At 43.9% G+C, this 24,203-nt stretch carries 18 protein-coding genes and 1 pseudogene; 17 read left to right on the forward strand and 2 right to left on the reverse strand.

Annotated elements, in window-relative coordinates; all coding sequences use genetic code 11:
- Positions 1–1,863: 1,863 nt before the first annotated feature.
- The 8 genes from DXA15_RS27035 to DXA15_RS27060 all read left to right on the forward strand — a co-directional run bounded on the left by DXA15_RS27035 (position 1,864) and on the right by DXA15_RS27060 (position 19,071).
- On the forward strand, positions 1,864–2,583 hold the full coding sequence (locus DXA15_RS27035; RefSeq protein WP_233567460.1) for a hypothetical protein: 720 nt from the start codon (positions 1,864–1,866) through the stop codon (positions 2,581–2,583).
- Positions 2,514–6,974 carry a DUF6383 domain-containing protein gene (locus DXA15_RS19630; protein ID WP_233567461.1) on the forward strand — a complete coding sequence of 1,487 codons (4,461 nt, stop codon included), beginning with the start codon at positions 2,514–2,516 and terminating at the stop codon, positions 6,972–6,974. The genes DXA15_RS27035 and DXA15_RS19630 overlap by 70 nt, the downstream gene beginning before the upstream one ends.
- 433 nt (positions 6,975–7,407) lie before the next feature.
- On the forward strand, positions 7,408–8,373 hold the full coding sequence (locus DXA15_RS19635) for a hypothetical protein (protein ID WP_128135163.1): 966 nt from the start codon (positions 7,408–7,410) through the stop codon (positions 8,371–8,373).
- Between the two features lie 77 nt (positions 8,374–8,450).
- Positions 8,451–12,761 carry a hypothetical protein gene (locus DXA15_RS27040; protein WP_233567462.1) on the forward strand — a complete coding sequence of 1,437 codons (4,311 nt, stop codon included), beginning with the start codon at positions 8,451–8,453 and terminating at the stop codon, positions 12,759–12,761.
- Positions 12,758–15,343, forward strand: a complete 2,586-nt coding sequence (locus tag DXA15_RS27045; protein ID WP_233567463.1) for an MBG domain-containing protein — start codon at positions 12,758–12,760, stop codon at positions 15,341–15,343. The genes DXA15_RS27040 and DXA15_RS27045 overlap by 4 nt, the downstream gene beginning before the upstream one ends.
- A gap of 19 nt (positions 15,344–15,362) precedes the next feature.
- The gene (locus DXA15_RS27050; protein ID WP_233567464.1) at positions 15,363–17,378 is read left to right on the forward strand and encodes an MBG domain-containing protein; all 2,016 of its coding nucleotides are present in this window, start codon (positions 15,363–15,365) and stop codon (positions 17,376–17,378) included.
- 173 nt (positions 17,379–17,551) lie between these two features.
- On the forward strand, positions 17,552–18,322 hold the full coding sequence (locus tag DXA15_RS27055; RefSeq protein WP_233567465.1) for an MBG domain-containing protein: 771 nt from the start codon (positions 17,552–17,554) through the stop codon (positions 18,320–18,322).
- Positions 18,319–19,071 carry an MBG domain-containing protein gene (locus DXA15_RS27060; protein WP_233567466.1) on the forward strand — a complete coding sequence of 251 codons (753 nt, stop codon included), beginning with the start codon at positions 18,319–18,321 and terminating at the stop codon, positions 19,069–19,071. Before DXA15_RS27055 ends, DXA15_RS27060 begins: the two co-directional genes overlap by 4 nt.
- A gap of 309 nt (positions 19,072–19,380) precedes the next feature.
- Here the strand turns inward: DXA15_RS27060 and DXA15_RS27065 are convergent, their stop codons facing one another.
- Together DXA15_RS27065 and DXA15_RS25320 are read right to left on the reverse strand one after the other, a co-directional pair.
- Entirely contained in the window at positions 19,381–19,707 is a 327-nt protein-coding gene (locus DXA15_RS27065) for a hypothetical protein (RefSeq protein WP_225720073.1), read from the reverse strand.
- Positions 19,704–19,865 (reverse strand): hypothetical protein, encoded by a 162-nt coding sequence (locus DXA15_RS25320; protein WP_153868481.1) that lies wholly within the window; start codon positions 19,863–19,865, stop codon positions 19,704–19,706. The genes DXA15_RS27065 and DXA15_RS25320 overlap by 4 nt, the downstream gene beginning before the upstream one ends.
- A 297-nt stretch (positions 19,866–20,162) precedes the next feature.
- Between DXA15_RS25320 and DXA15_RS19665 the strand changes: the two genes are divergently transcribed.
- The 9 genes and pseudogenes from DXA15_RS19665 (at position 20,163) to DXA15_RS19705 (ending at position 24,082) form a co-directional block, all read left to right on the forward strand.
- Positions 20,163–20,378, forward strand: coding sequence for a hypothetical protein (locus DXA15_RS19665; RefSeq protein WP_008645962.1), 216 nt, complete (start codon positions 20,163–20,165; stop codon positions 20,376–20,378).
- An 11-nt stretch (positions 20,379–20,389) separates the two neighbouring features.
- A complete protein-coding gene (locus DXA15_RS19670; protein ID WP_005850431.1) occupies positions 20,390–20,611 on the forward strand; it encodes a hypothetical protein in 222 nt (73 codons plus the stop codon).
- A gap of 12 nt (positions 20,612–20,623) precedes the next feature.
- Positions 20,624–21,220, forward strand: a complete 597-nt coding sequence (locus DXA15_RS19675; RefSeq protein ID WP_008645966.1) for a hypothetical protein — start codon at positions 20,624–20,626, stop codon at positions 21,218–21,220.
- Positions 21,221–21,236: 16 nt separating this feature from the next.
- The gene (locus DXA15_RS19680) at positions 21,237–21,659 is read left to right on the forward strand and encodes a PcfK-like family protein (RefSeq protein WP_008645968.1); all 423 of its coding nucleotides are present in this window, start codon (positions 21,237–21,239) and stop codon (positions 21,657–21,659) included.
- Between the two features lie 2 nt (positions 21,660–21,661).
- The gene (locus DXA15_RS19685; protein ID WP_008645969.1) at positions 21,662–22,951 is read left to right on the forward strand and encodes a PcfJ domain-containing protein; all 1,290 of its coding nucleotides are present in this window, start codon (positions 21,662–21,664) and stop codon (positions 22,949–22,951) included.
- Between the two features lie 24 nt (positions 22,952–22,975).
- Positions 22,976–23,233 (forward strand): hypothetical protein, encoded by a 258-nt coding sequence (locus DXA15_RS19690; protein ID WP_008645971.1) that lies wholly within the window; start codon positions 22,976–22,978, stop codon positions 23,231–23,233.
- 20 nt (positions 23,234–23,253) lie between these two features.
- Complete coding sequence (locus DXA15_RS19695; protein WP_008645973.1) at positions 23,254–23,487, forward strand: DUF3873 domain-containing protein; 234 nt, start codon at positions 23,254–23,256, stop codon at positions 23,485–23,487.
- Positions 23,484–23,728 (forward strand): annotated as a pseudogene (locus DXA15_RS19700) (hypothetical protein). Before DXA15_RS19695 ends, DXA15_RS19700 begins: the two are co-directional and overlap by 4 nt.
- Before the next feature lie 45 nt (positions 23,729–23,773).
- A complete protein-coding gene (locus tag DXA15_RS19705; RefSeq protein ID WP_008151539.1) occupies positions 23,774–24,082 on the forward strand; it encodes a hypothetical protein in 309 nt (102 codons plus the stop codon).
- Positions 24,083–24,203: the final 121 nt, after the last annotated feature.

Consider the following 24,203-nt stretch of genomic DNA (forward strand, 5'->3'; position numbering starts at 1 on the left):
AAGGGGTTATCTCATTGGACTTTAGTCCCATTTCTTACAGGTTTCTATCTAGGAGAAATGTGGCTGAAGCCAAAAGAGAGAAACAACTTGTAAACCGTCAGCTGAAGCAAACGGCAAATGAACCTGTAATAGTCAAGTGACTCTGATTATGGTGGTTGTATGGCGGGGATATGACACACCCCCTTCCCCCTCTCCAGAGGGGAGCCAGGTACAACCTGTTGCTATAAAAGATAGCTCAAATTTGACAATAAATGAACCATTCATAGCTCGTATGTTTGCCAACAGTTGTGCACAACTGTTGTGTCAGCGTGGTGAAATTGTCATCGAATGTTCTCTCATAGGTTACTGGCTATTATATTAAAAGCGACTATCAACTAGTTTATTAGTAGTTAGTTAGTATTACTGGCCTGTACGGAGGAATTGAATACGGTGTACAGGGTAACGGGATGAGGTGTACACCCTAACCGACTAGGGTGTACAGGGTAGCTTTACTGGGTAGGGACTTAAGAGACAATAGATAAGGAGGTATGTAATAGTTCCTCCTTTATCTCTTTATAGGAAATGAAAGAACTAATTTAAAAAGTCACATTGCCGGATGACAGGTAACGATAACTGATGCCGGCATTGCCGGAACGAAAAGAGATTCATTTTTAACTTCCATTGAGCGAGTCCATCGTTCTGTAAACCACCCTCCAATAAAGTTTTCAAACTTCACCTTTCAGATTTCAGGATAGATAACTGATTGAAAAATAGCGGATCCGCCTGAAGGATGCCTTACACAGGAAGTAGATTCCGATAAGTAGGCATCCGTTCGCCAACGAATAGTTATCCATTGGCCGGCGGGAAGTTATCCGTCCCAAAAGCATAGGTGTTCCGAATTGTCAAGACAGCTTTTGGGATGACAAGTGTATATATTTGAAGACAAAAGTCTTCTATTTTGCCGACAGCTATTTAACCTTGAATTCTCGTATACATTTTTTAGCAGTTTCCTCCCTTCAGTCGGACGTGTTGAAAAACATTCTATTCAGAACATCTGAAAGCTGAAGGCAATAGTCTGCAATTCATAAGGAGGGCGAATCGGATAACAAACAGACTTATATTATAGTATTTGATTCCGGAAATAGTTGTTTTCCGATTATAGAAATTGTTGAACCAACTTTTCCCTTGATCTTTTGGTTACTGACAAATCTTGAACGAACCCGTATCTCCGTTAGCATGTTGAACTGATTTATTTGATGGGAGGTGACAAAATGATAATCGGGAGATGTAGTCATAGTGTGCATATTACATTTATATAAATGCAAATAATTTTTTATTATACAACTTGGAAGTATGGATAATTTTGGGTATATATTTATTAATATTAAAGTACAGGTACGCTAGTTTTATGTACTTACAGAACACTCCCGTTGAGTAAAAAAAGATGCTTTAACAAATAGGATGAATCCTTTGTATGGAATATTAATCAAGGGCGGAGACCGGATTTTGAATGACTAAAAAAAACGTTCCTTTTTTTCTTGCAGCAAAAATACGCATTCCTTTTGAACCTGCAATTCTTTTCAGAACTTTTTTCACTTTTCTATCTGCTTTCTTATCAGTACGATACGGAAACAAGGACAAAATACCCTATTCCTGTTACAAAAGTAAAAGAATCTTAAACGCGTGGCGAGAAAAAAGGAACGTTTAAACTCGCCAAATCGGTAATCGATGAGTAAAAAAGATGCCCATATACAGGCATTTAACAGTTCCCCTAAAATGCTTTTTCTTGTGTCCTACGGGTTTAGGCGGTTGAAATGAGCTAAATGGACGAAAAATAGTCAATTTGAGTATAGATCATAATTTTATTAATTAAATGTTTTACGTATGAGAAAAAGTACTTTGGTAAAAGGCGGGTCGGCCGCTCTTTTATGTGCTATGGCTTTTTATGGCTTGTCTCCGATGCTGAATGCAGCAGATCCGGACTATGCTAATATTAAGGCGCCGTGGTATAAAACCGTGAACAGTGTTGCCCAGTGGGAAGACGAAGGTGGTCTTGTTACAGAGAGCATGATGAAGCTTACTGAGCGGGTGAATGTTCATGATCATTGGGTTGCAAATTCAACTTCTTATGGAAACTATGAGTCGTTGATCGATTTTACACAAATGGGAGCTGGTGTGATGAATGGTGTTTTTGCAACATTCCTAAATGTGGATCCAACAAGCGGTAACTATCAGAAACCGTTTACAGGTAAATATCTGGAAATGGATTATTCGCAGATTCAGAATCATGAGATTATGAATACTGCCGAATATATGAAGTTTACGGATGCTGCCAACAATACAGGCTTAGGTATTTATCAGAATCAGAACGCCAGTGCACGTGTAGACTTTGTGTATAGCACAAAAGGGCTGACTGGTGTTGAAAGCGTTGAACTGGATGTTCGTGCTTTTGGTAACACGGAACTGGTTAACCGTAAGATCGACTGGACTTATGATGTCTATGTTTATAACCTGGATGGCTCATATGTAGGCAGATGGTTAGCGATCGCGCTATCTTTACTGCAAAGAACCACACGATCGGTGAAAGACATACTACACATGTGAAAGCCAGTGTATCGGATGCTGACAATCAGAATCCGAATTCATGGCAGCAGGGGTCCCTTGATAACAAAATTATCATTGTAATGTTAAGAGGTGCCAAGTCAGTAGAAGATCCGGAAAGTGATACAGGTTCTTCAGACACTGAACCGTTAACTGTATTTACGAATGCAAGATTGGCGTTTACTCGCCCGGATGTTGCTTTCGGTGCAGCTAATGCAAAAGTATTTGAAGCTGGTGCCGGACGTAACACTTCTTGTGCTCCTGATACATTGGTAACAAACGTTGAGTTCTGGAATACGTTATATAAGAATAACTATAGTAAAACTAACAACGTATATACCGATAAATTCAGTGCTGCATTCCGTGATGGTCTTTACGAAGCAGATCAGGATGCTGCTCCGCAGGAAGAACTGGCATATTACAAATTGAACGTTAAGTATCCGTTTATCGCAGATAAGATGGAAGTTTCTAAAGAAAGCAATCTGGCGGAAGTCGATGGTTTTGTTTCTTTGGATAAAATGTTTGATGATGGTAAGATTGGTAGAACGGGTACACCGGGTGTAAGTAAGGAAGTAACTTATCTTATTCCTCGTGAATATTTTGTTCAGACAGATGCAACAGACGATCGCGATTGCAAATCAAGCGCTCGTTTCACTTACTACTTTGCTCCGCAAGAAGTAAAAGCATTTGACAAAGATGATTATATCTGGTCTACAATCACAGCAGAAGCATCGGATACAGCTCGTTATGCACTTCAGGCTACATCTATTCCTGAATATAACGAATTGAACGATCTGTTCTTCGACGAATATCTGGATTATAAGACTGCAAAAGTTAGTTTCAAGAACTTGCCTTATTTCAACTCGTTCAACAACGGACGCGAAATGAGTGAAATGCATTATGGTGAATTGCTGCTGGTTAACCAGACAAAAGCTCCGAAGCATTCAACAGGCCGTTATGATGACGATGTAAATATCAAGGGTTGGAAGATCGTCTATACAAAAGATGGTAAGAAAGATTCAACTTATGTACCGGGTCGTTATCTGCCGATGACAGTTCAGGGACATAGCTACACCGACTATGCTGCATGGTTGGAAGAACATGGTTGTCCGGATTGTTGTATAGAAGATTATCCTGAAGTTGTAGGTACTGACGCAACAGTGAAAGTTATCGACTGTTCAGGTAATATCTATTCGAATATCGTTAGCGTTAACGCTATCTTCAAATATCACCGTGGTGATGTGAATATCGGTGACGACGAGTCTAAGTATGTAAATGAAACATATACTATCAACCCGGCTCTGACTTACGATGCGTCTATCGCAAGATATTTTGAAAATGGAAAGACATTGGATGGTACAACTTATACTTTCACCGGTCAGGATCTGATGGATAAGAAAGTAGAAGGCACTGTATATGAAGGACCGATCAAGATCTACGGAAACAATACATTCGTATGGTTCAAAGATACCGATCAGTCTCTGTTAAGCCATGCTATGGGTGTTCTGAGCTCAGAATTAGTAAAATACTTCGAAAAGATCGACCGTAAGGACTTCTTCTTCGCTCCGTTCGACGAATGGGATGGTTACAAATATGAGTCAAGACCTCACACTGTTAAGATCTTTGCTACAGGTTTGAAACCTGATGTAGAAGGTGGTACAGTTGCTTCAATCAAGGTCTTCAAAGAACAGTTCTCTAAGACTGAGAACGTTGACGACGCTATCTATCATACAAATGCATTCGTATTCTCTGGTGAAAGCCTTGACTTTGCGAAAGTATATGTGAAGAAAGGTTCTCAGGAAAAACCGATCGAAGAATATAACGGTGCTACATTCGGTAAATTTATCGGTTTGAGCGTTGGCGATACTTTGGTCTATAAAGTGGACCTGGATAACGACTATGCTGTACAGTATGTGGAAGAAATGGGTCTTGACATGACTGTTAAGTATGTTCCTTACAATGACGTGAATCTGCTTCCGATCGCAGCTGAAAGCTGGAACGAATGTTTTGGCGGAACTCCTAACGTATTCAACCACGTAGCTCAGTTCGGTGCAACTGCATCTAACAAAAAAGGCTGGAATGAGTTCTATACATTCGGTACTACCGACAGAGGTTTGATCACTACAATGAATGCTGATAAGATCATCGGTTCTTATACTAGCTTCTATTCATTCCTGACTCAACAGTTCGGCTCTTGCAACTCTTGCGGTGGCGGTAGTGTAGCAGATAGAGTTTCTTCTTCTGGCAGTTCAAGCGAAAACTGGGTTCCTGCTCCTAACTTTATCTATAACGAAATGTTCCGTAAGGATTACAAGACTCGTTATGTAAATACTTGCTATCCGGTACGCGACGGTCAGTTCATCATCGCAGGTTTGAACATCGTTGACCCGGTTGACATGGAAGTATTCTCTAATAAGAAGGGTGCATTCGAATATGAAGTAACAGTTCTGGGCGACCTGAACGGTGAAGCTTATGGTAGAGTAGATACAGTAGGTACTATGGTTCAGATTTCTCCGAACAAATACGGTGAAATATTGGCATTGGTTTCTGCTAAGTTCGATCCGAAAGATCGTAACGGTCTTGAAATGTCTATCGATACAATTACCAGTGGTTCTGAAAGAGGCATGTGGGCTCGCTACTATGCAAAAGACTCTATCCGTCTGGCTCCGCAACAGCATGGTGCTGACGCAGAAGCTTACAACCGCGTATACTTCTTCGACCTGGATGATTATAAACATAATCTGACAGTTAACGACGAAAGATGGGCACACTTCGGTATCTGGGCTCCTTACGGAATCAATGTGAACGATACATTGACAGCTGGTATCAAGGGTGACGTGAAAGTTCCTGAAGTATGGTTCAGCTCTGACGCTGCCGGTAAGAATAAGATCGAAGGATTCCAGTTCGGTGTTGTAAATGGTGGTGCTTCTAAAGATTCTGTATTCTATATCCAGGGTCGTGACCTGCCTCATTACGGTACTACTGTAAGTGGTGAAGAATCTAAGGTAGAACAGGAAATCAACTTGTTGAGTGCTTCTGACTTGTTCACATTCGGAACAAACAAAGCAAAAGAAGTGAAACTGTTCATCCGTGAGAAATCTATGGAACTGGCTGCAACAGCAGAAGAAAATCCTTATACATTCAAGGGTGGTGAAAACGACCTGGTGAACGATGTTCTTCGTGGCGACGTAGCTGCTCAGATCGGTGTTCGTGCAACTCCGAATGTAGAAGATCTTTGCGACGTAGAAAACGCATTGTCTCTGTCAGCTGTATGTGATGTACAGAAGAATCTGCCGCTGGCATTCACAGCCGGTCTTGAAATGCCGTATATTAAAGATATGGAACCAGGTGATGTAGGTGGTAGCGATGCTCGTATCAAGTGGACAGCCACTCCGGGTGCTCAATACTATCAGGTTGCTGTAGGTCGCTTCACTCCGAAGTATACTTCTGAAGATGTATTTATGTCTGAAGTACGTGCTGACGATGCAAGCAGAACTATCTGGGTTGAATTGTTCAACGCAACAGGTGATGTTATCCACCGTGATAACAAAGTTAACTACTGGTTGGAAGTAACTAAAGAATATACAGATGCAGCAGGTAAACCGCAGAAAGAAGTAACTAAGGTAAGTGTAGACAACTTCGAATTGCAGGGTAATACCCAGCCGATCGACAGAAACTGGGGTTATGCTCCGATTGCCCACCAGATGGACAACATGGATCTGACTACCGATATCACGAAACCGGTTAAGTATACAATCCGCTTGATGGAAGGATTCCAGACTGATGCACATCAGATCGATATCTATCTGTTCGATACTCCTGCAACATGGATGGTTAGAAAACCTGTTCAGGGTATGCCTATCAACGGTGGCGAGTTCAATACTGGTGACTGGAGAACAGAAGTAGGTTCATTGCCTACAGCATATTACGAATGGCAGGATGATATCAACTTCGACGGTGAAGAATCGTTCAAGGTTGCTGCTACTGCAACATCAATAGCTGTTCATAACCTGATCCCGCAAACTGCTTACACGGCACGTGTACGTGCATTCAACGAATGTGTAGGTGGTGAAGAAATGATTCCGTCGGAAGATTATTATGACTTCGCTACATCTAAGACTGCTACCTCTACTGGTGACATCTACTTCGATGAAGCTGACGAACTTGATCCGGTATCCAACGAATCTATTAATACAACTGACGTAACAGTTCTGGGTGGCCAGGGTAAGGTAACGATCCTGAATGCTGCAAACAAGAATGTTGTCATCAGCAACGTATTGGGTCAGACAATCGCTAACACGACAATCAATTCCGACAACGTTACATTCAATGCTCCGGCAGGAATCGTAGTTGTTGTAGTTGATGGAACAACAGTGAAGGCTGTCGTTAAGTAAGACAATGAATAACTATTGATATAAAGAAGTTTATAATCAATAATTTAAAATAGATAACCGCGCGGCGGCAGTAGAGGCGTTGCTTGCAATGCCTCTACCTGACACCAACTAATCCGTGAGGACGAAAAAGCGGATATTAATACTAAAGTAATGAAATATAAATTCTTCCGCTAGTATTGCTGTGAAGCAGGAACGTGGACAAAAAATTGGGCCCTGGCAGTAAATATTTATTCACGGCCGGGGCCTTTTTGCCTATTTAAAGTGCAAATAAATAATGTCTTACGAAAAGCCACGATTCCTCATTAAACATAATGAACGTGTCGTACGTGAAATATTTGAGAAGGTTCAGCAGTGTACCCTAAATTATATCCCCTGCATGAATTGGATCAATGCGTGATAGAAATAGAATATTAAAAATGAAATACTATAAAGTATGGGAAAAATATACTTTACTGATATAAGCAGAAGGTTACTTCTGTTTGCATTACTGTTGGTGGGGTTTGTGACGCAAGCGCAGGCTATTACTACTACCAGTAATGTAATTGTGTTTAGAGAGATTCCATATGTGGATAATGGAAATCTTAATGAACTTAAGTTTGGAGCCACGGCTGATGATGTTAAAAGTTTGATTATTGCATATCAAAGGATAACAACAGAATCCTCCAGCAGTCCCCAGTTTTTTGATGATCGTTTGGATGGTACCAACAAACAGTTTAAGGGACAGGATTTTAGTGCAATAGTTTCTGAGTTAGGAACTTTGACTTCTTATGATAGTCCGAGGCTTGAAGGTTTACCGGCAAGTATTGAAGGAACTACTGAGGTCCGGATGAAAGAGTATTCCAGACATTCGCCTGATTTAACTTATAATGATCCTATATATTATTATATATTGAGGGTTGGTGCAGATGGTAAAGTTGTAAGTTTTACTTTATGCGAGCAGAGAGTTAACTGGGAAAATGCCGTGGCTTATACGATTGGTAATATAAACTCGGTAACAAAGAGAGTTGAATTACCTTTATACACCATTACTGCTACGGATAACCTGGCTAATGTAGTCAGCTTAAAAAGTGACATTGCAGACAGGTTGACAACTTCAACCGGAACTCCGATTTATGCCAGTGATATTACTTTAAGCAGTCCGACTGGACCTGTTACTTCTGATAAACTGGCGGGAGGAACTTTTCATTATACGGCGAAGCTGACGACTCCGGCAGGGGTTAAATATTCATTTACCCGTTCCGACGGTGTAAATGTTGCTCCGGTAGAACCGGGACAAACCAATGTTTCTGTCCTGGTTGAAGGCGCTATTGTTGTAACTGATAAAAAGGTGGTAACTATAAAGGTGCCGGCCAAGGAAATCTTAGCCCATTATGAAAAGGAAACGAGGCCAATGCTGTAGAGCTGGCTGATGAAATCTATAATCTGATAGAAGCCGAAATACCAGGCACTGAAAAGAACGATATACATATCTCAGATGTGAAGATATCTAATGGCGGTACAGTCTATATCGATGGGTTAACTGCACAGAATTATACATATACATTTGAAATAAACATTAATTCGGATGATCTGATCGTTGACTTTGTCCGGTCGAATGCCCAGATAAGTGGTGTTACAACAATTGATCCGACGAGAGTAGAAGGTATAGCAAACAGACAGTTGGTGGGTGTCGGTAACAGTATTGTAATAAAACCGACTCTTGAAGCTTCTGTATTTACAGTAGCAAATTATACTCCGATAAGTGCCCAGGTTCAGGACGAAACAGCATTGAAGAGTGCTATCCTGGCCGGTCTGTCCAAAAAGAACCAGACGCTGATCAATGATGGCGTGCTTTCGTTCGAAAACATACAGATCACAGGCTCGCCTGCATATCCTTTGGCAGTAGGTACTTATTCCTATACTTTTGATGTTCGTGCAAAGAAAGATCTGAAGATTGGTTTCACCGATGCTGAGACTACGGCAGCCCAGGTTATTCTGGAAGGCCAGACAGGCAGCTTCAATGCTGTGAATAAAGTAGAAGTAAAGAAATCAGTTGTAGCCGCAACCGGCAAAGTTATTTTCCCGGCTAAATTTACGGCTGTAACGTATGGTACCGATCCTTCGACATCCTTGCGTAATGCTATTTCGCTGGATAAGATGCCGGATATGGCACAGGGGTATTCTCTGACATTGGTCGCTGCCGATAATACGGAATACGATTTACTGACAACCCCGACTCCTCCGGCAGGAACCTACACCCTTAAACTGACATTGCCTACCAGTGATGTTTACGATTTCTCTAAAGTAGCCGTTGATAACGGAACAAGAGCAACGGGTGATGTCTTTACGGCTACTGCCAAGTTCACGATCAGCCAGCAAAAGATTGGGGAAGTAGAACTCCCTGTCTGGTTGCAGACTACCGCTTTAGGACAGTTGGATGCCGTGACGGTAAATAAGGCGAAGAATAGAATCCTGAGCCAGATATCAGCTATCAGAGGTATCGCTGATGTTAAGATTTATACAAACGACGGCTTCAATTCGGAAGTAACCAGTGGTAAATTGACACCGGGTAATGTATATAGTTATATTGTTACATTGGATGCTAACTATACGGATGGTGGAAAAACAACAACTTCGGTTGGTTCGCAATTTGTATCGTTTGACAAAGCAACAAATAGTTATAAGGTTAAGAATGTTATTTCCGTAAAGAAAACATCTGTAACGATTGCGTTGCCGGATCGTATCACAAATCCGATCGAGATAGGCAGTGAGTTTGCTTCTGTTCCCGATTTGGCAGCTTATCTGGCCGCCTCTATCAATACGATCAACGAGACGATGTTTACTGAAACCGGATTAACGGCTACAGTAACGGGTATCTCTCAATTACCGACAGCCGATAATACACAGATCGCTTATACGGTGACAGTTTCCGATCCTTCCGATCCGGACTATAAATCGAAATACGATTATACATTTGTGACCGGTGGTTCTGTATCTTCAGGAAATCTGCAGGCGACAGAAAATGTATGTGTATTCAATAACGCCTTGTTGTTTGTAAAGATTTTGCCGACAACAGCAACAACTATGCGTCTGCCGAAGTATTCGGAAACGTATGTGTACGACTGGAAAGCAAAAGACGTAACGACTCTGATAGCCAACGATCTGTTGTTGAAGAATGCTGGTATCCTGACAGTAGAAAAGAACGGAAACAAATATACTCCTAACTATGCCGTGGCTCTTCTGAATGCCCAGGGTACGGTTGTCGGTCAGAATAATGCAGTAGCAGAAGGAACAACGTATGGCTATAAGATCACTATCAACAAGAGCAAATATTTGCAGGCGGTTGATCTTGACATGCAGAATGTGTATGTGGATAATTCCGCAACAGATAAGATTGTTATTACTTTTGTGAACAGCGTTGAAATCAAACTCCGTAACGATGCAAACTTCGTATGTAAGGATGCTTCCGTGACTATGAGCGGTGTTGATTTCGAATATGATTTTGTGGCTGGTATCACGAAAAAGGAAATTATCGAACGCATCAAATCTGCCATCCTGTTTGCCAATCCGGGTCTGGCTGAATATATTGGTGATGTAACATTGCCGAATATCAACCGCGACAGAGATATTACAGATAAAAACGGTGATTTCAAGTCTGCTTATAAAGTCGTATTTACCGATGCTGTAGCAGATTTCAAATCGATCACAGTGAATGGCAGTACAACAGGAGTTACCACAGAAGGTACTTCTTATGTATATACCGGAAACTTCGGCCTGATTGCCCGTCCTGTATTAACGATCAAGTTAAATACTTATACATTCAATAAGAACGACGGTAGCCTGACAGATGAGGTGATAGAACAATGGATTAAAGCAGATCTGCTGTTGACAAATCCGGATCTGATGGGTGTGACTATTTCTTCGGTTCTGTACATACCTCGTACACTGGCTTATACTGTTTTCTTCCAGAGTTCATCAAAGGTAAGAGATGTGAAATTTGATCCGTCCGGTGTTATTGTTCTTCCTAATTTGGGAGGCGGTTTCTCCGGTACTTATATCCGCTCGATCACATTCGGTGATGAGGGTGATATTCCAGGAGTTCCTTACTATATGAATGCGGCACTTCCGGCTTATATCAAGAATCCGCTGACATTCGGCAAGACTGCCGAAGAATATGGAAATGATATCCTGACCGATATCCAGAAACGGATTAAGGCTGACAAAGAAGCTTTATTCCCGCAGATACCTACTTTGAGTAACTGGGGTGGAAAGATTTCTTTGATCTACAACGAATCGGGCAACACATCGGAAGCGATTGCAGATAATTCATATCCGGAGGTAACTAACGTATATGGTTATAAACTGGAATTTGCCAATAAAGCAGACTTCGAGAAATTCTATAAGTTTGCTTACACGGTAAGTGAAGGACAGTTGGAAGCAGACGGAAATGAATTTGTCTACAAACTGTCTGTTGCTATCCAGAAAGCAAAACATAAAGTGACATTGCCATTAGTAAACGTTACTTACCGCGATATCAATACGAAACTTGCTTTGCAGGATTCTATCAAGAATGCTATTCTGGAAGATCCGGCCAATGCTAAGTTCTTTGCAGATGTGGCTAAACTTATGAAACCGGCGAAGAGCTTAACTGTGACTTTGGATGCTCCGGCAGAAGGCCCTGTTCCTGCAAAAGCGGGTTATGGATATACTGTTGTGTTCGCAAATCTTGTCACTAACAATATTGCGATTACACTGACCGGTAGCCAGAAGCTGAATGTAAACAAAGCGGCTATAGAACTAACCTTCCCGGTAACTTCTTACAAATACGGAAGAACTAAAGTCTCTATTGAAAACGACCTGTTGAACAAATTTATCGATGGCAACAACGACCTATTCAGCCTGTATGCTTGCCTGGCAGATAATTTGTCTGATATGTTTACAATAAATCTGGATAATGTAAGTGCTACTCCTCCTGCTGTTGGTGACTATCCTTATACGATTACTGTAAAAGAAGGCCAGCGGACTGCATGGGACAACTTTACATTTACTTATAACGGAAATACAGCATTCGTCGGTTATGCACATCAACAGGGTGACGGTGTTTCAATCGGACAGCGCAAACTGACTGTTACATTGCCTACTTATTTGGCTGCAACCGCCGAAGAAGGAACAGCTGCTAAAGCTGCCTTCACATTCGGTAAAGCAACGAAAGCGGAAATCATCAAACAGATTACCGATGATATCCTGGCATTGAATGCTAAGCTGACAACCGATAATATGGTAGCGGTAGACCTGGTGATTACCAACAAACAGATGGATAAGCAAAATCCGGTGATCGGTAATTACAGCTATACGGTAGAGTTGACTTCCGACGATTATACATTCGTCTATGCTATCGAAGGCGCAGAAGTTACAACTATTCCTGATTCGGAAGCTGTTACTGCTGTAGATGCGGTGAAAGTGGTAGCTCCGGGTATCGTTGTTGCATTCAGCGAAGAACAATTGAAAGGTGTCTGGAGTATTGTAAGCGGTGTTCCTGTTTACGACCTGACAAATCTGACATTGGCTGCCGATGATTATGGATTTAGCTTGGTATCTATCGAGGAAGATCCTGAAAATCAGAAAGCCGCAATGACGGAAGCCCGCTGGAACCAGTTATTTAGTACGAATAAACTACATTGGGCGTTGTATCGTAACAACAAACTGCAATTCCACGGGAATACACTGAATAGCGTATTGGTTGATTCGATCAAGAATAACGTGACTCAAGGTAACTATAACTTCGTATCGTTGATGCTTCTACATTGAAATCTGCTATCGGTAACTTCGACATACAGCTCGACACTGATCTGGCTAATCTGAAAGTGACTGCGGCAACCGTAGAAGTAAAAGCAGGTAAAGATGTTTATACAAAAGTATATGGAACAGAAGTGACAAAGGCAGCAGACCTGAAGGTTGCACTGAACTTTGTAACTGAACCGACTCTGAAAGCTGCGAAGTTGCTGGCTGAAAAGAACGTGATCGACTTGTTTGAAACAATTCTGCCGGTTGACGAAGATGTGTACGAAGCAGATGCTCCTATAGGCGATTACCAACTCCGCGTAATTGATGATATGACAAGAGAAATGTTGACTCCGGTTATCGGTGTTAAGTTTGCCGCCAGCGAAGCGCAGGCAAAAGTAACTGTAACTCCGGCGCCGTTGACAGCTGCAGATTTGACTGTCACTCTTTCTGTAACCCGTGAATACGGTGAAGATGCAACAGATGCTGACGTTTATGCCGCTGTGACAGGTAAATTGTCTGACGCATTCCAGGCAGAGATCAGCAAATTGCTGAATGCAGAAAATGTGAACCGTACAAGCTGGTTGGATTTGTCGGGTGTCAATAAGAAAACAGACGTTGGTACTTATGAATTACGTCTGACTTCTTCAGCTGCCGCACAGATTGCAGCATTGCTTCCGAACTTCGATATTACAGGTGCTACTATTGTTAATGCTGGTCTGACGGTTACGAAGGCTCCGCTGACAGTACGTGCGAAGAGTTATAGCCGTCCGTATGGCGGTGGTAACCCGGATCTTGAAATCGAGTATATCGGTTTGAAGAATAATGAATATGAAAATCTGGCAGACGTATTCTCTGTAATGCCGAAGATCGCTACGGATGCTAAATCCGATTCACGTGGTTCTTACGACATCTACTTCACGACAGAAGGTGTTGCACGCAACTATACGGTAACGCATGAAAACGGAACGTTGTCTATCGATAAGATCCGTCGTACGATCATCTGGCCGGAAGATCAGCGTAATCTGGTCATACCGGTCGGTGAAACTGTTGAGTTGTCCGCTTACCTGAAATCGGAAGCTGACGGCAAGCCGTCTATCAATGATATCCGTTACGAACTGTCGGGCAACGATCGCGAACGTGTTATCCTGTCTGAAGTTGCCAGAGGCAAGTATGCTGTAACAGGTCATGTACGTACGGAAGGCGACAACTATGTAACCATCACGGTATATGCAGACGGTGACGATACATACGAAGATGCAACTCCTGTAACAGGTACGATCAAAGTGATCGCTCCGGAAGGTGACGCAGCTAAAGTAAACGTGATCGTTTCCAACGTAACAAGTATTTATGACGGCAATCCTAGAACTGTCAGCGTGAAGGTGACCGACGTAGAAACAGGTGAAGAAGTGAAAGACTTCAGTATCTATTATGAAGGCGACCAGCTGGGTTCAGTACCGACAACTTATCCGTCATCACAGGATGCTCCGACAGATGCCGGTGTATATACTGTAACGGTGAAGGCTACACTTGGTTCTGTCACTTATGCTTACACCGCTAAGAATAAAATGGTGATTGCTCCGAAAGCCGTGGTGGTAACAGCCCGTAGCTTCGACATCAAGTACGGCAATGAATTGCCTTCTTATGCAAATGCTTACGATTATAATAAGAATGACTTCCTGAATGGTGAAGACTTTAAGGTTGGTCAGGCTCCGGTTGTACGTATTGAAGCATACAACGGCAAGGCTGGTTCTTATAAACTGACTCCGTATTCGGCACAGGACTTCGGTCGCAATTATGTGGTTACTTATGTTTCCGGATTCCTGAAAGTCAGCAAAGCTGCTTTGACGATCCTGGCAGATAATAAGGAATCGGTTTACGGCAAGGATCTGGAAGAACTGACTTATACAGCTACAGGTTTCGTGAAAGGTGAGACGTTGAAAGATCTTGGTTTCGCTCCGCGTATCAGCTCGACTGTTACAAGAACATCAGATGCAGGAGTTTATCCGATCACATTCTCTGATAACTATACTTCAGACAATTACGAAGTTTCTTACGTGGACGGCAAATATTCTGTTATCGCTGCTTCGCAGAAGATCACATGGAATCCGGAAAGCGTGATCGACGTAGAAGGTGGAGATGTTATTCTGACCGCTTCTGCTTCAAGTAAACTTCCTGTAACATTCAATTCGTCTAACGATGCTGTTGCATACGTGAACCAGATTGGGGATGCATGGATTCTGACTCCGGTTACTTCCGGAACCGTAACGGTTACAGCTATGCAGCATGGTAACAAGAACTATAACGCAGCTGAACCTGTAGTGGTAACATTCCTTGTAGACGACGAATATCTGTCTGTCGATAACGAAAAGATCACAGTAACAGACTACATCGAAGTATATCCGAGACTGTTTACCCATTCTGTAACAGTGGCCGCTCCTTCTGAAATCAAGCAAGTTGAATTGCTGTTGATGAACGGTACGTTGCAGAAAGTAATTCGCAAACCGGGATCTGTTATTGATCTGTCATCGTTTGGATCAGGTATCTATCTGCTCAATGTAACATTGGAAGACGGAACCTTCAAATCAGTGAAGATCATTAAGAAGTAACCTGTAAAACTAATTTAGTATGAAGAAATATATTAAATCAATATTAACATCGAGGAAGCAGCTTATGCTGCTTCCCCTGATGCTTGTTTCAGGCGGTATCATGCAGGCGCAAACGGCTGTTCCCGATACCATATATGTAAGTTTCAATGCCGCAGATCCGGTAACGATGACTTACGGACAGGACATGAATACGGTTGTTTCCGATGCTGGCTTGACAGGTAGTAGTTTTAGTTATCTGTATGTGAAAGCAGAGGACGGTACGACCAGCGGTTTGAATGGAACCGTATCTTTCAAGGACGGTGCTACCGTAGCCAATGTATTGAAATTTTCTGCGACGCCGACAGTCGGAGGCGGACAGGCTCTTGGGTTTGTAGCCGATAATCTTTCGGATTATTTTAGCTATACGGCAAATGGTGAGAATGTAGTTTTCTTTACCAGTAACCGGAATGATGCGACTATAACTCGAACATTGACAGTGAATAAGGCTACATTGAGCATTGCAGCCAAAGACACCAGCCGTTTCTACGGAGACGAAAACCCGGCAACTCCTTGGTCTGCCAAAGACTTTGTGTTCAGCGGGTTCGTAAATGATGAAACGGAGGCTATTTTTACTAATTCACAAGTGAATGTATTGCCGAATGTATCTTTCCCGACTGCAACTAAAACGGCAGCAGCAAATACCTTGCATGTTATTCAGTTGGAAGGTGGACAAGCTCAGAATTATGAGTTGAATCTACAGATATCTACCGGTGGAGCTTCTCTCGGAGGTGTTCTGACGATAAAACAATCTCCGCTGACACTGGCTGTTCCCGACAGCGCACGTTTGTATGACGATGCGAATGTGAAGAACATCTTCGGAAAAGAACTCCTCATCACAGAAGGTACTTTGAAGAACGACCAGACGCTGGAGGCATTATTCGGTACAACCAAACTGCAGGTAGTTCATACGGCTACTTCGGCTGCATTAGGTCAATCAAAAAGTGATGTTGGAACATATAGTTATGAGTTAAATGCTGCAGCAACAACTACAGTGTCGACTACTCTTTCTAACTACGATATCCAGGCAATCGCTGCAGGAAAGTACGAAGTGAAGCAAGATACCATCACGATCACCGTATTCCCGGCTGATGCAGAAGTTATTATCAACGATAAACCGGTCAAGGTAATGCAAAAGATTTACGGTGAACCTAATCCTGACGGTTATTTCTATCTGGCTAAACGTCTGGAAACTGGTAGTGCTCCTTCTTATGCGTTCTCGAAAACAGCTGAGGCAGTAAATTATATTTCTGCGACAGCCGAAGGCGACAAAGGCTTCAAAGTAGTTCCGCTTGCCGGATACTTCGATTATGAAGGCAAGAAAGCAACAGAAAAGACTGAAGTAAACCTGAAGCGTGAGAAACCGAATCAGAAAGAAGACAGCTTGTATGTTGCCAAAGTGGATAACATCGACAAAGTATCTTCGCTGAACTACGCATTCAAAACTGTTGACGGTTCGTTCCTTATCAACCAGCGTCCGCTGGCTGTCTGGAAAGTGATCGTTGACCGTATATATGGTGAAGCCGATAAGGATACGACCTGGACGTTCGAACCGAACGATGCCGACAAAAAACGTGGCTTAGCCATCTTCGATGCGAAATATCAAACAACAACAACTCCTGACGATATCATCGACTTCATGCCGAAAGTTGTCGTTAAGCCGGTTGCTGCCGATAATACGTTGCATGCAGGTTCTTACAACGATACACTGCATATCAAAGTAGTTACCGAAGATAAGTCTATCCAGCCTCCGTTCCAGGCAAAGGACCGTAACTATAAGTTGATCATGAACACGCTGGTTCCCGGTACAATGACCAACGACAGTGTCCGCTTGGAAGTGGCGAAAGCTCCGTTGATCATCCGTCTGGATACAATCAAGAGAGCATACGGTTCAACTGATCCTGAATTTAATAAAGCGGAAGTTCAGAAAGAGTTTATCTCTTACGAAGGCTTCAAGCTCGACGAATCGGCTAACAGCTGGATTCGACTGCTACCGTAGCTGTCGGAAACCGTATCAAGAACCTGGTTCTTAATAACCGTCCGGCGGGTATCTTACCGGTTGGCACCTATGAACTGACCGGTATCACCGATATCAACAAGGAAAATCCGAACTATGAAATTACAATTGTAGGAAAGGCACGCTATCAGGTGTATCCGGATAACAGTTATGTCATGGTTTGGACTCCGATACAGAATGAACTGATCGTGGGTGACCTGGTTCGTCTGAATGCAGTTGTAAAACAAGGATCGACCGTGATTGCCGAAGGTTCACAGATTATTTACGAATCATCCAATCCGGCTCTGATCCAGGTTGAGAAGGTGGAAAGCATCTGGTATTTGCGTGCAAAAGCGCTGACAGAAAACGACGGTGTTACCATTACTGCCCGCTACAATGCAGAATCCGGACAGGAAGAAGCGTTGAAGTCGGAAGTATTTAAAGTAGTACGCCTGAAAAACGAAGCAGACTACAATGTCGTATTAGGTAATATGGTCTTTGATTACGATGGTAAAGGTAAAGCAGCCGATGTAAAACTGACCGATCTGAAGGGTATTACCACATACACTCCGATCGTCACTTATAACGGTGATTACGATCTGCCGGTCAATGCGGGAACCTATAACATCTCCATCTTTGTGAAACATAACGGTTCCGAACTGCTTGTCCGCAAGGAAAAGATGCAGATCAATCCGCGTGAAGTGTATGTGAAACCGAAGGATGCATTGATCTCTTACGGTGAGGCTTTGCCGTCGACATTCGAATATACTTATTCCGGCTTTATCGGCAGCGACGACTTCAAGGCGTCTTCTGCTCCTTCTGTAAAAGTTTCCGGCGACATAACCGGTGCAGGTAATTATACATTATATGTAGAAGGTGGCGACCCGGGTGCGAACTATACAATCGTAGGAGGTATGGGGACACTTACTGTATCGAGGCTTTATTGAAGATCAGTGCCGGAACCGTCAACATCGTTTACGGTAATGAAATACCGGAATTCAAACCTGTATATGAAGGCTTCGTCGGCAACGATAATCCGGATGCCCTGAACTTCCTTTACACGGTGAAAACGAATGTGAAACCGGTCAATGCCGGCACTTACGATCTGGTTATCGACTGTCTGAGTTCGGACGAAGACAACTATGCCGTGACATTGGTTCCTGGCAAGCTGAACATTGCGAAAGCGGCAGCCGGATTACAGTATTCGGTCGAATCGACAACGATTACGGTTGGTGATTCCGTTCTGCTGTATGCGAACTGCGAATCTCCGGCGAAGATATCTTTCGCTGCTGAACGTATTGATGTTACAGGTTTACGTGACCATGCAGAAGGCGTACACGTTATCGGTAAATCCGAAGGTGTGACCAAGGTATATATCACTATACCGGAATCTACAAACCACTTGGCTTACCGTGATTCTGTGACCTTCAACGTGAAGTTGGGCGCAGTAGGCAATGAGTCGATCACTTTACAAGGTGTCGGTTTGTATCCTACAATCGTAGAATACAATGCGACAGTCGTTTCCGAAATACCGGTAGAAGCAATCTATGTGATTGATGCATCCGGTAAACTTCAGAAATTGTTCAGGAATCCTGAGCAGGTTATCGACTTGAGCCAGTTGCGTAGCGGTTACTATCTGGTACGGATCGTCCTGACGAATGGTGAAGCGAAGACTGTGAAGATTGTTAAGAAATAGTTCTTTCCTGTTTCCCTTTCGGGAAGTGGATAAAAAATCGGAGCCCCTCGGATATTATTCCGGGGGGCTTTTGTATATTTGTTATGTGAAGTTACGAAAAGAGTGTAATTTATTGGAGCTGAGCGTAGGTTAATTGCTCATGATAGTAATAGGTTACGATTTAGTTAGTTATCTACTGCATCATCCTTCTGCGCGTTGCGTAACCTTCAAAGAACTCTTCGTATGCAAAAGTAACAATAAAACGGGAGATTTTGAAATGAATCTCCCTAATTTTTTTCTTCTCATACAAGTTTTTCCGTAAAAGCGATTTTATCCGTCGGCACACCATCGTACAAAAGGATTTTGAACGAACGTATGCCGACTGCCGCATAAGCGGAGAAAAGGGCTTTGCATCACGCCTAAACAACAGTTTAGACTGATGATGCAAGGCCCATTTCTTTTGTGCTTATGCCAAAGAGGTGCTTTTACGGGTTTCTGACGATTTTTCTTTTTTGCTGTTCCTTTGAGCCGTAAGCGGAAAGCCGTGTCTGACCGCCCGATCCATGAATGGAACAAGCCGTCACACACGGCAGGCAAACCGGGAAGAATGATTTTATCCGTCAGACCGGACACGCTCGGCCAAACATATAAAATCATACTTCCTTGCCGGTGGTTTGCCCGGTTTCACGCCTCCGGCAGTGTCCCTTTTCCTTTTGGCGTTTTCCCTTTTTCACGGATTTCTCTTTCGAAGTTTTCCTGTCCAATCTGCCTCCACTTCCGTTTACCTCCATTTTCGCATCTTTCAGGGAGCGCATCAGGTTGTCATTTCCGTTCTGGGCGCAAAGGTAATTCCGGGATTGGACGGGAATGCAAGGTCAAGCCTCCTGTTTTCGGAAAAAATCTCCAGCCCTATGGGTAGTATTTTTCCCGAAAAACCTTGCATTCCCTAATCCCTACCTTTTCAAGCACCCGAAACGAAAACGACCGATGCGACAGAAAGACGCATAAAAAAAATGTCGGATAAACGAGAGGCAGATAAGATAGTTTGAAACTCAACTCCCTCAACTCTTGAATCCGCATTAAAAAAACAAAAAATCAAAAACAGCGAAAATATGACGGCAACGGCAAATTTCAGACAAATGGCGCAGTACATAGGGCTTGCGATATGCGGCTTGATTGTGCGCACCGCCTTCGTGGTGTTCGGCATCCTTTGGGGCATCATTAGAGAGATTGTAAACGGAGTGTTCCGAGTGGCGATAGGCGTAATCGTGGCTATCCTTTCCGCAACCGCCTTCTTCGGTTTCATCCTTTGGTTATTCACCCTTTAACCCTTACCGACATGGCAAAGAGAAGCAGCAAAACGGCAGCGCAGCAATGCAGATACTACGAGGTGGACAACATCTTCGTGTACATGGTGGAAACGTACATCAACGGCAACATATCCGTGTTCCGTGAACTCTACCGAGAACTGAACAAGGACGCACGGAGGGACTTTACAGACTTCCTTTTGAGCGAAGTGCAGCCGACCTATTGGAGAGAGATACTGAAACAGACCATCTAAAATGACAGCGATATGAGAACGATAACAAGGACATACGACCTATTCCAATTAGCCGAACTCTCCGCAGCAGCGAGAGATACCGCATACAATGAATGGCTACGCACTTTTGAATACGGTTGGGACAGTGACAACCGCAACACGCTGGAAGCATTTGAAAGTGTGTTCAAAGTCAAAGTGAACGATTGGAGTTACGACACGTGCCGTTATTCCTACCGTTTCACCTCACGTTACAGCGGAAAAGAGGAGGAACTCTGCGGCATACGGCTTCTGAAATACATCGTCAATAACTATTGGCACATCCTATTCAAGCCGAAAACCTATTACCTCAAAGGAAATTTCAATAAGCAACGTAGAAGCCGGATATTCACGGATAACTGTTGCGTACTGACAGGCTATTGCGCAGACGAGGACATCCTGCGACCCATCTACGACTTTCTGAAAGCCCCCGACACCCGAACCACTCTGTACGACCTCATGGACAAGTGCCTTGACAGCTTCTTCAAGTCGTGCCGTGACGATATGGAATACCAGTGCAGCGAAGAGAGTTTTGAGGAGAGTTGCGCAGCCAACGACTACGAGTTTTTGGGAAACGGAAAAATGTATAACTGATAAAAACGACAGCGATATGAAAGGAACAGAACATTTCAAGAGAACGATACAGATGTACTTGGAGCAACGTGCGGCGGAAGATACGCTCTTTGCCAAGAACTACCGCAACCCTGCCAAGAACATAGACGATTGCGTCACCTACATTCTCAACTATGTGCAGCGGAGCGGTTGCAACGGCTTCACGGACGGGGAGATATTCGGGCAAGCAGTCCACTACTATGACGAGAACGAGATAGAGGTGGGCAAGCTAATCCAATGCCAAGTGGCGGTGAACCACGTGGTGGAACTCACGGCAGAGGAAAAGGCGGAAGCACGGCAGAACGCACTCCGCAGATACCAAGAGGAGGAACTCCGCAAGTTGCAGAACCGCAGCAAGCCGAGAACCGCCACCAAAGCGACCGCACAAGAAGTACAACAACCCAACCTATTCAATTTCTGATTATGAAACCGAGAACACCCATACAGCAGGAAGTCGCACGATTGAGCGAGCGACTGCCGAAATTGACCGCCACACAGAGGGCATACGCTTTCCGCCATTGCTTCAAGCATTACGCCATCAAGAGGGCGGACGGCACGAACATCTGCACCGAGTGCGGACATTCGTGGAAAAGTGAACACGACCTTGCGGACACCGTTTGCGGATGCACATGCCCGGATTGCGGCATGGAGTTGGAAGCGTTGCGCACCCGAAAGAGGGTTTTCAACGAGAACGAGTATTTCTGCATCATCACCACCTGCAAGCAGTACCAAGTGATACGCTTCTTCTTCGTCAAATCCCGATACAAGGCAGGGCAGGCAGCCGAGTATTCCATTTATGAAGTGGTGCAAAGGTGGATTTCGCCCAAAGGCACAACCGTCACTGTCGCCCGACTGCGAGGAATGTCCATACTTTACTACGACCTATGGGCGGAATACAGCGACATGGAGGTACGCAAGAACAACAAACTCCGTGCATACGATATAAACCCCGTCTGCACTTATCCCCGACAGCGTTTCATTCCCGAACTGAAACGCAACGGCTTCAATGGCGAATACCACAACATACTGCCTTACGACCTTTTCACGGCTATCCTTTCCGACAGCCGATCCGAAACGCTGTTGAAAGCAGGGCAATATCCCATGTTGCGCCACTATATCCGCAGTTCCTTTGACATAGAGAGGTATTGGGCATCCGTGAAGATATGTATCCGCAACGGCTACACCATTGCTGACGGCTCCATGTGGCGTGACACCATAGACCTCCTGCGGCTTTTCGGCAAGGACACGAACAGCCCGAAGTACGTCTGCCCCTCCGACCTCAAAGCCGAACATGACAGACTTATGCACAAGCGCAACAAGGAGATAGAGCGCAAGAAATTGGAGGAACGCATCCGCCAAGCGAAGAAACACGAGAAGGCATACCGCAAACTCAAAGGCATATTTTTCGGCATAGCCTTCACGGACGGCACTTTGCAGGTGCGTGTGTTGGAGAGCGTTGCGGAGTTTGCAGCGGAAGGGACGGAACTGCACCATTGCGTGTTTTCCAACTCCTATTTCCTTGAAAAGAACTCCCTTATCCTATCCGCAACCATTGACGGCAAGCGCATAGAAACGGTGGAGGTTTCCTTGAAGACATTGGAAGTGGTGCAAAGTCGTGGCTTGCACAATTCCAATACCGAGTACCACGACCGCATTGTAAACCTTGTGAACAGCAACGTGAACCTTATCCGCCAGCGGATGGAAGCGGCATAGTATCAACCTATAATACCCAATAGTATGGAAGTAAGAATTGAAAGCATGGTTTGTCTGTGGGACGATAAAATCCCCACGATGTTCATTGAATTTGTGAACCTCCTCACTCTTGCAACGAGTGAGGGGCAGTTAAGACGGAGTGTAAAGGACTTTGCCGAGAAGCACGAACTTGACAGGTTCTTCCTTTACGGCTTCGGCTCCCACCATTTCTACCTGCACCAACGCTATACAAGCGACCCCGAAATGGTGATGCGCAACAGAGTTTTGTCAGTACATTTTTAACCACTCTAAAATCAACGATTATGGCAACACGAATGACCATCAACGGAATAAGCACCTGCACTGAAGCAGGTACGGAGAAATACGAGCGTTTCCAATTAGGTATCGGCAGACGCAAGCGGACACTTGTGCAGTACGACTACCGCCATCCCACAAACGGAGAGTTGTTCTCTTGTGTCAAACCCACATTGGACGAGTGCCGAGCCGCACGGGACAAGTGGCTCACGGCAAAGGAAGAAAAGGAGGACAGACGATGAACGCAGCCTACCAAACGCTGATAGTGAAGTTCAGCGAGCCTATCAAAGTATTGGACGGTATCTTTGACGATGCCGAAGCGTGGGGAGTTGATACCCTAAAAGGTGGATAGACGACTACGAGAGCTGCAGGTTTACCGCCATTGACAGCCATACGGCAGTCATCACAAGCGAGTACAATATGGAGTGCCTGATGGAATGGCTGAAACGAAACACACCCATTGCCGAGATAACAGAATGTTAAACAAGTTGGCGGTATCCGCACCGCCAACCTAAAACCAAGAAAAGCATGATAGCAAAGACGATTTTACAGCAAATAGGCGGCAGACGCTTTGCCGCCATGACGGGAAGCAAGGACTTTATAGACATGGGCAACGGCTTACGCATGAGCCTTGCGAGGAACAAGACGAGCGCAAACCGCCTTGACATCATCTACGATGCCGGCTTAGACCTTTACAATATGCGTTTCTACCGCAGGACGTTCAGTAAAAAGACATTCGAGTGCAAGACAAAGGATATAGCAACGCACGAGGGCATATACTGCGATATGCTGGAAGAAATGTTCACGATGGTAACGGGACTCTACACCCGTTTTTGAGTGGCGGCGGCGAAAGCGCCTACTTTCTTTCGGTGAGCATGATGGCGGACAAAGAAAAGTAGCAAGAAACCGCTGTCCCAATCTACGATAGTATTCACAAAACAAGTTTTAATCATGGAAG

The organism is Parabacteroides sp. AM58-2XD, from assembly GCF_003463685.1.
Taxonomy (GTDB): domain Bacteria; phylum Bacteroidota; class Bacteroidia; order Bacteroidales; family Tannerellaceae; genus Parabacteroides; species Parabacteroides segnis.

Bases quoted from the DNA above. Each gene is read 5' to 3' on its own strand.
- DXA15_RS27035 (WP_233567460.1), top strand. From the start codon at position 1,864: ATGAGAAAAAGTACTTTGGTAAAAGGCGGGTCGGCCGCTCTTTTATGT.
- DXA15_RS19630 (WP_233567461.1), top strand. From the start codon at position 2,514: ATGGTTAGCGATCGCGCTATCTTTACTGCAAAGAACCACACGATCGGT.
- DXA15_RS19635 (WP_128135163.1), top strand. From the start codon at position 7,408: ATGGGAAAAATATACTTTACTGATATAAGCAGAAGGTTACTTCTGTTT.
- DXA15_RS27050 (WP_233567464.1), top strand. From the start codon at position 15,363: ATGAAGAAATATATTAAATCAATATTAACATCGAGGAAGCAGCTTATG.
- DXA15_RS27055 (WP_233567465.1), top strand. From the start codon at position 17,552: ATGGTTTGGACTCCGATACAGAATGAACTGATCGTGGGTGACCTGGTT.
- DXA15_RS27065 (WP_225720073.1), bottom strand. From the start codon at position 19,707: ATGATTTTATATGTTTGGCCGAGCGTGTCCGGTCTGACGGATAAAATC.
- DXA15_RS25320 (WP_153868481.1), bottom strand. From the start codon at position 19,865: ATGCGCTCCCTGAAAGATGCGAAAATGGAGGTAAACGGAAGTGGAGGC.
- DXA15_RS19665 (WP_008645962.1), top strand. From the start codon at position 20,163: ATGACGGCAACGGCAAATTTCAGACAAATGGCGCAGTACATAGGGCTT.
- DXA15_RS19670 (WP_005850431.1), top strand. From the start codon at position 20,390: ATGGCAAAGAGAAGCAGCAAAACGGCAGCGCAGCAATGCAGATACTAC.
- DXA15_RS19675 (WP_008645966.1), top strand. From the start codon at position 20,624: ATGAGAACGATAACAAGGACATACGACCTATTCCAATTAGCCGAACTC.
- DXA15_RS19680 (WP_008645968.1), top strand. From the start codon at position 21,237: ATGAAAGGAACAGAACATTTCAAGAGAACGATACAGATGTACTTGGAG.
- DXA15_RS19685 (WP_008645969.1), top strand. From the start codon at position 21,662: ATGAAACCGAGAACACCCATACAGCAGGAAGTCGCACGATTGAGCGAG.
- DXA15_RS19690 (WP_008645971.1), top strand. From the start codon at position 22,976: ATGGAAGTAAGAATTGAAAGCATGGTTTGTCTGTGGGACGATAAAATC.
- DXA15_RS19695 (WP_008645973.1), top strand. From the start codon at position 23,254: ATGGCAACACGAATGACCATCAACGGAATAAGCACCTGCACTGAAGCA.
- DXA15_RS19705 (WP_008151539.1), top strand. From the start codon at position 23,774: ATGATAGCAAAGACGATTTTACAGCAAATAGGCGGCAGACGCTTTGCC.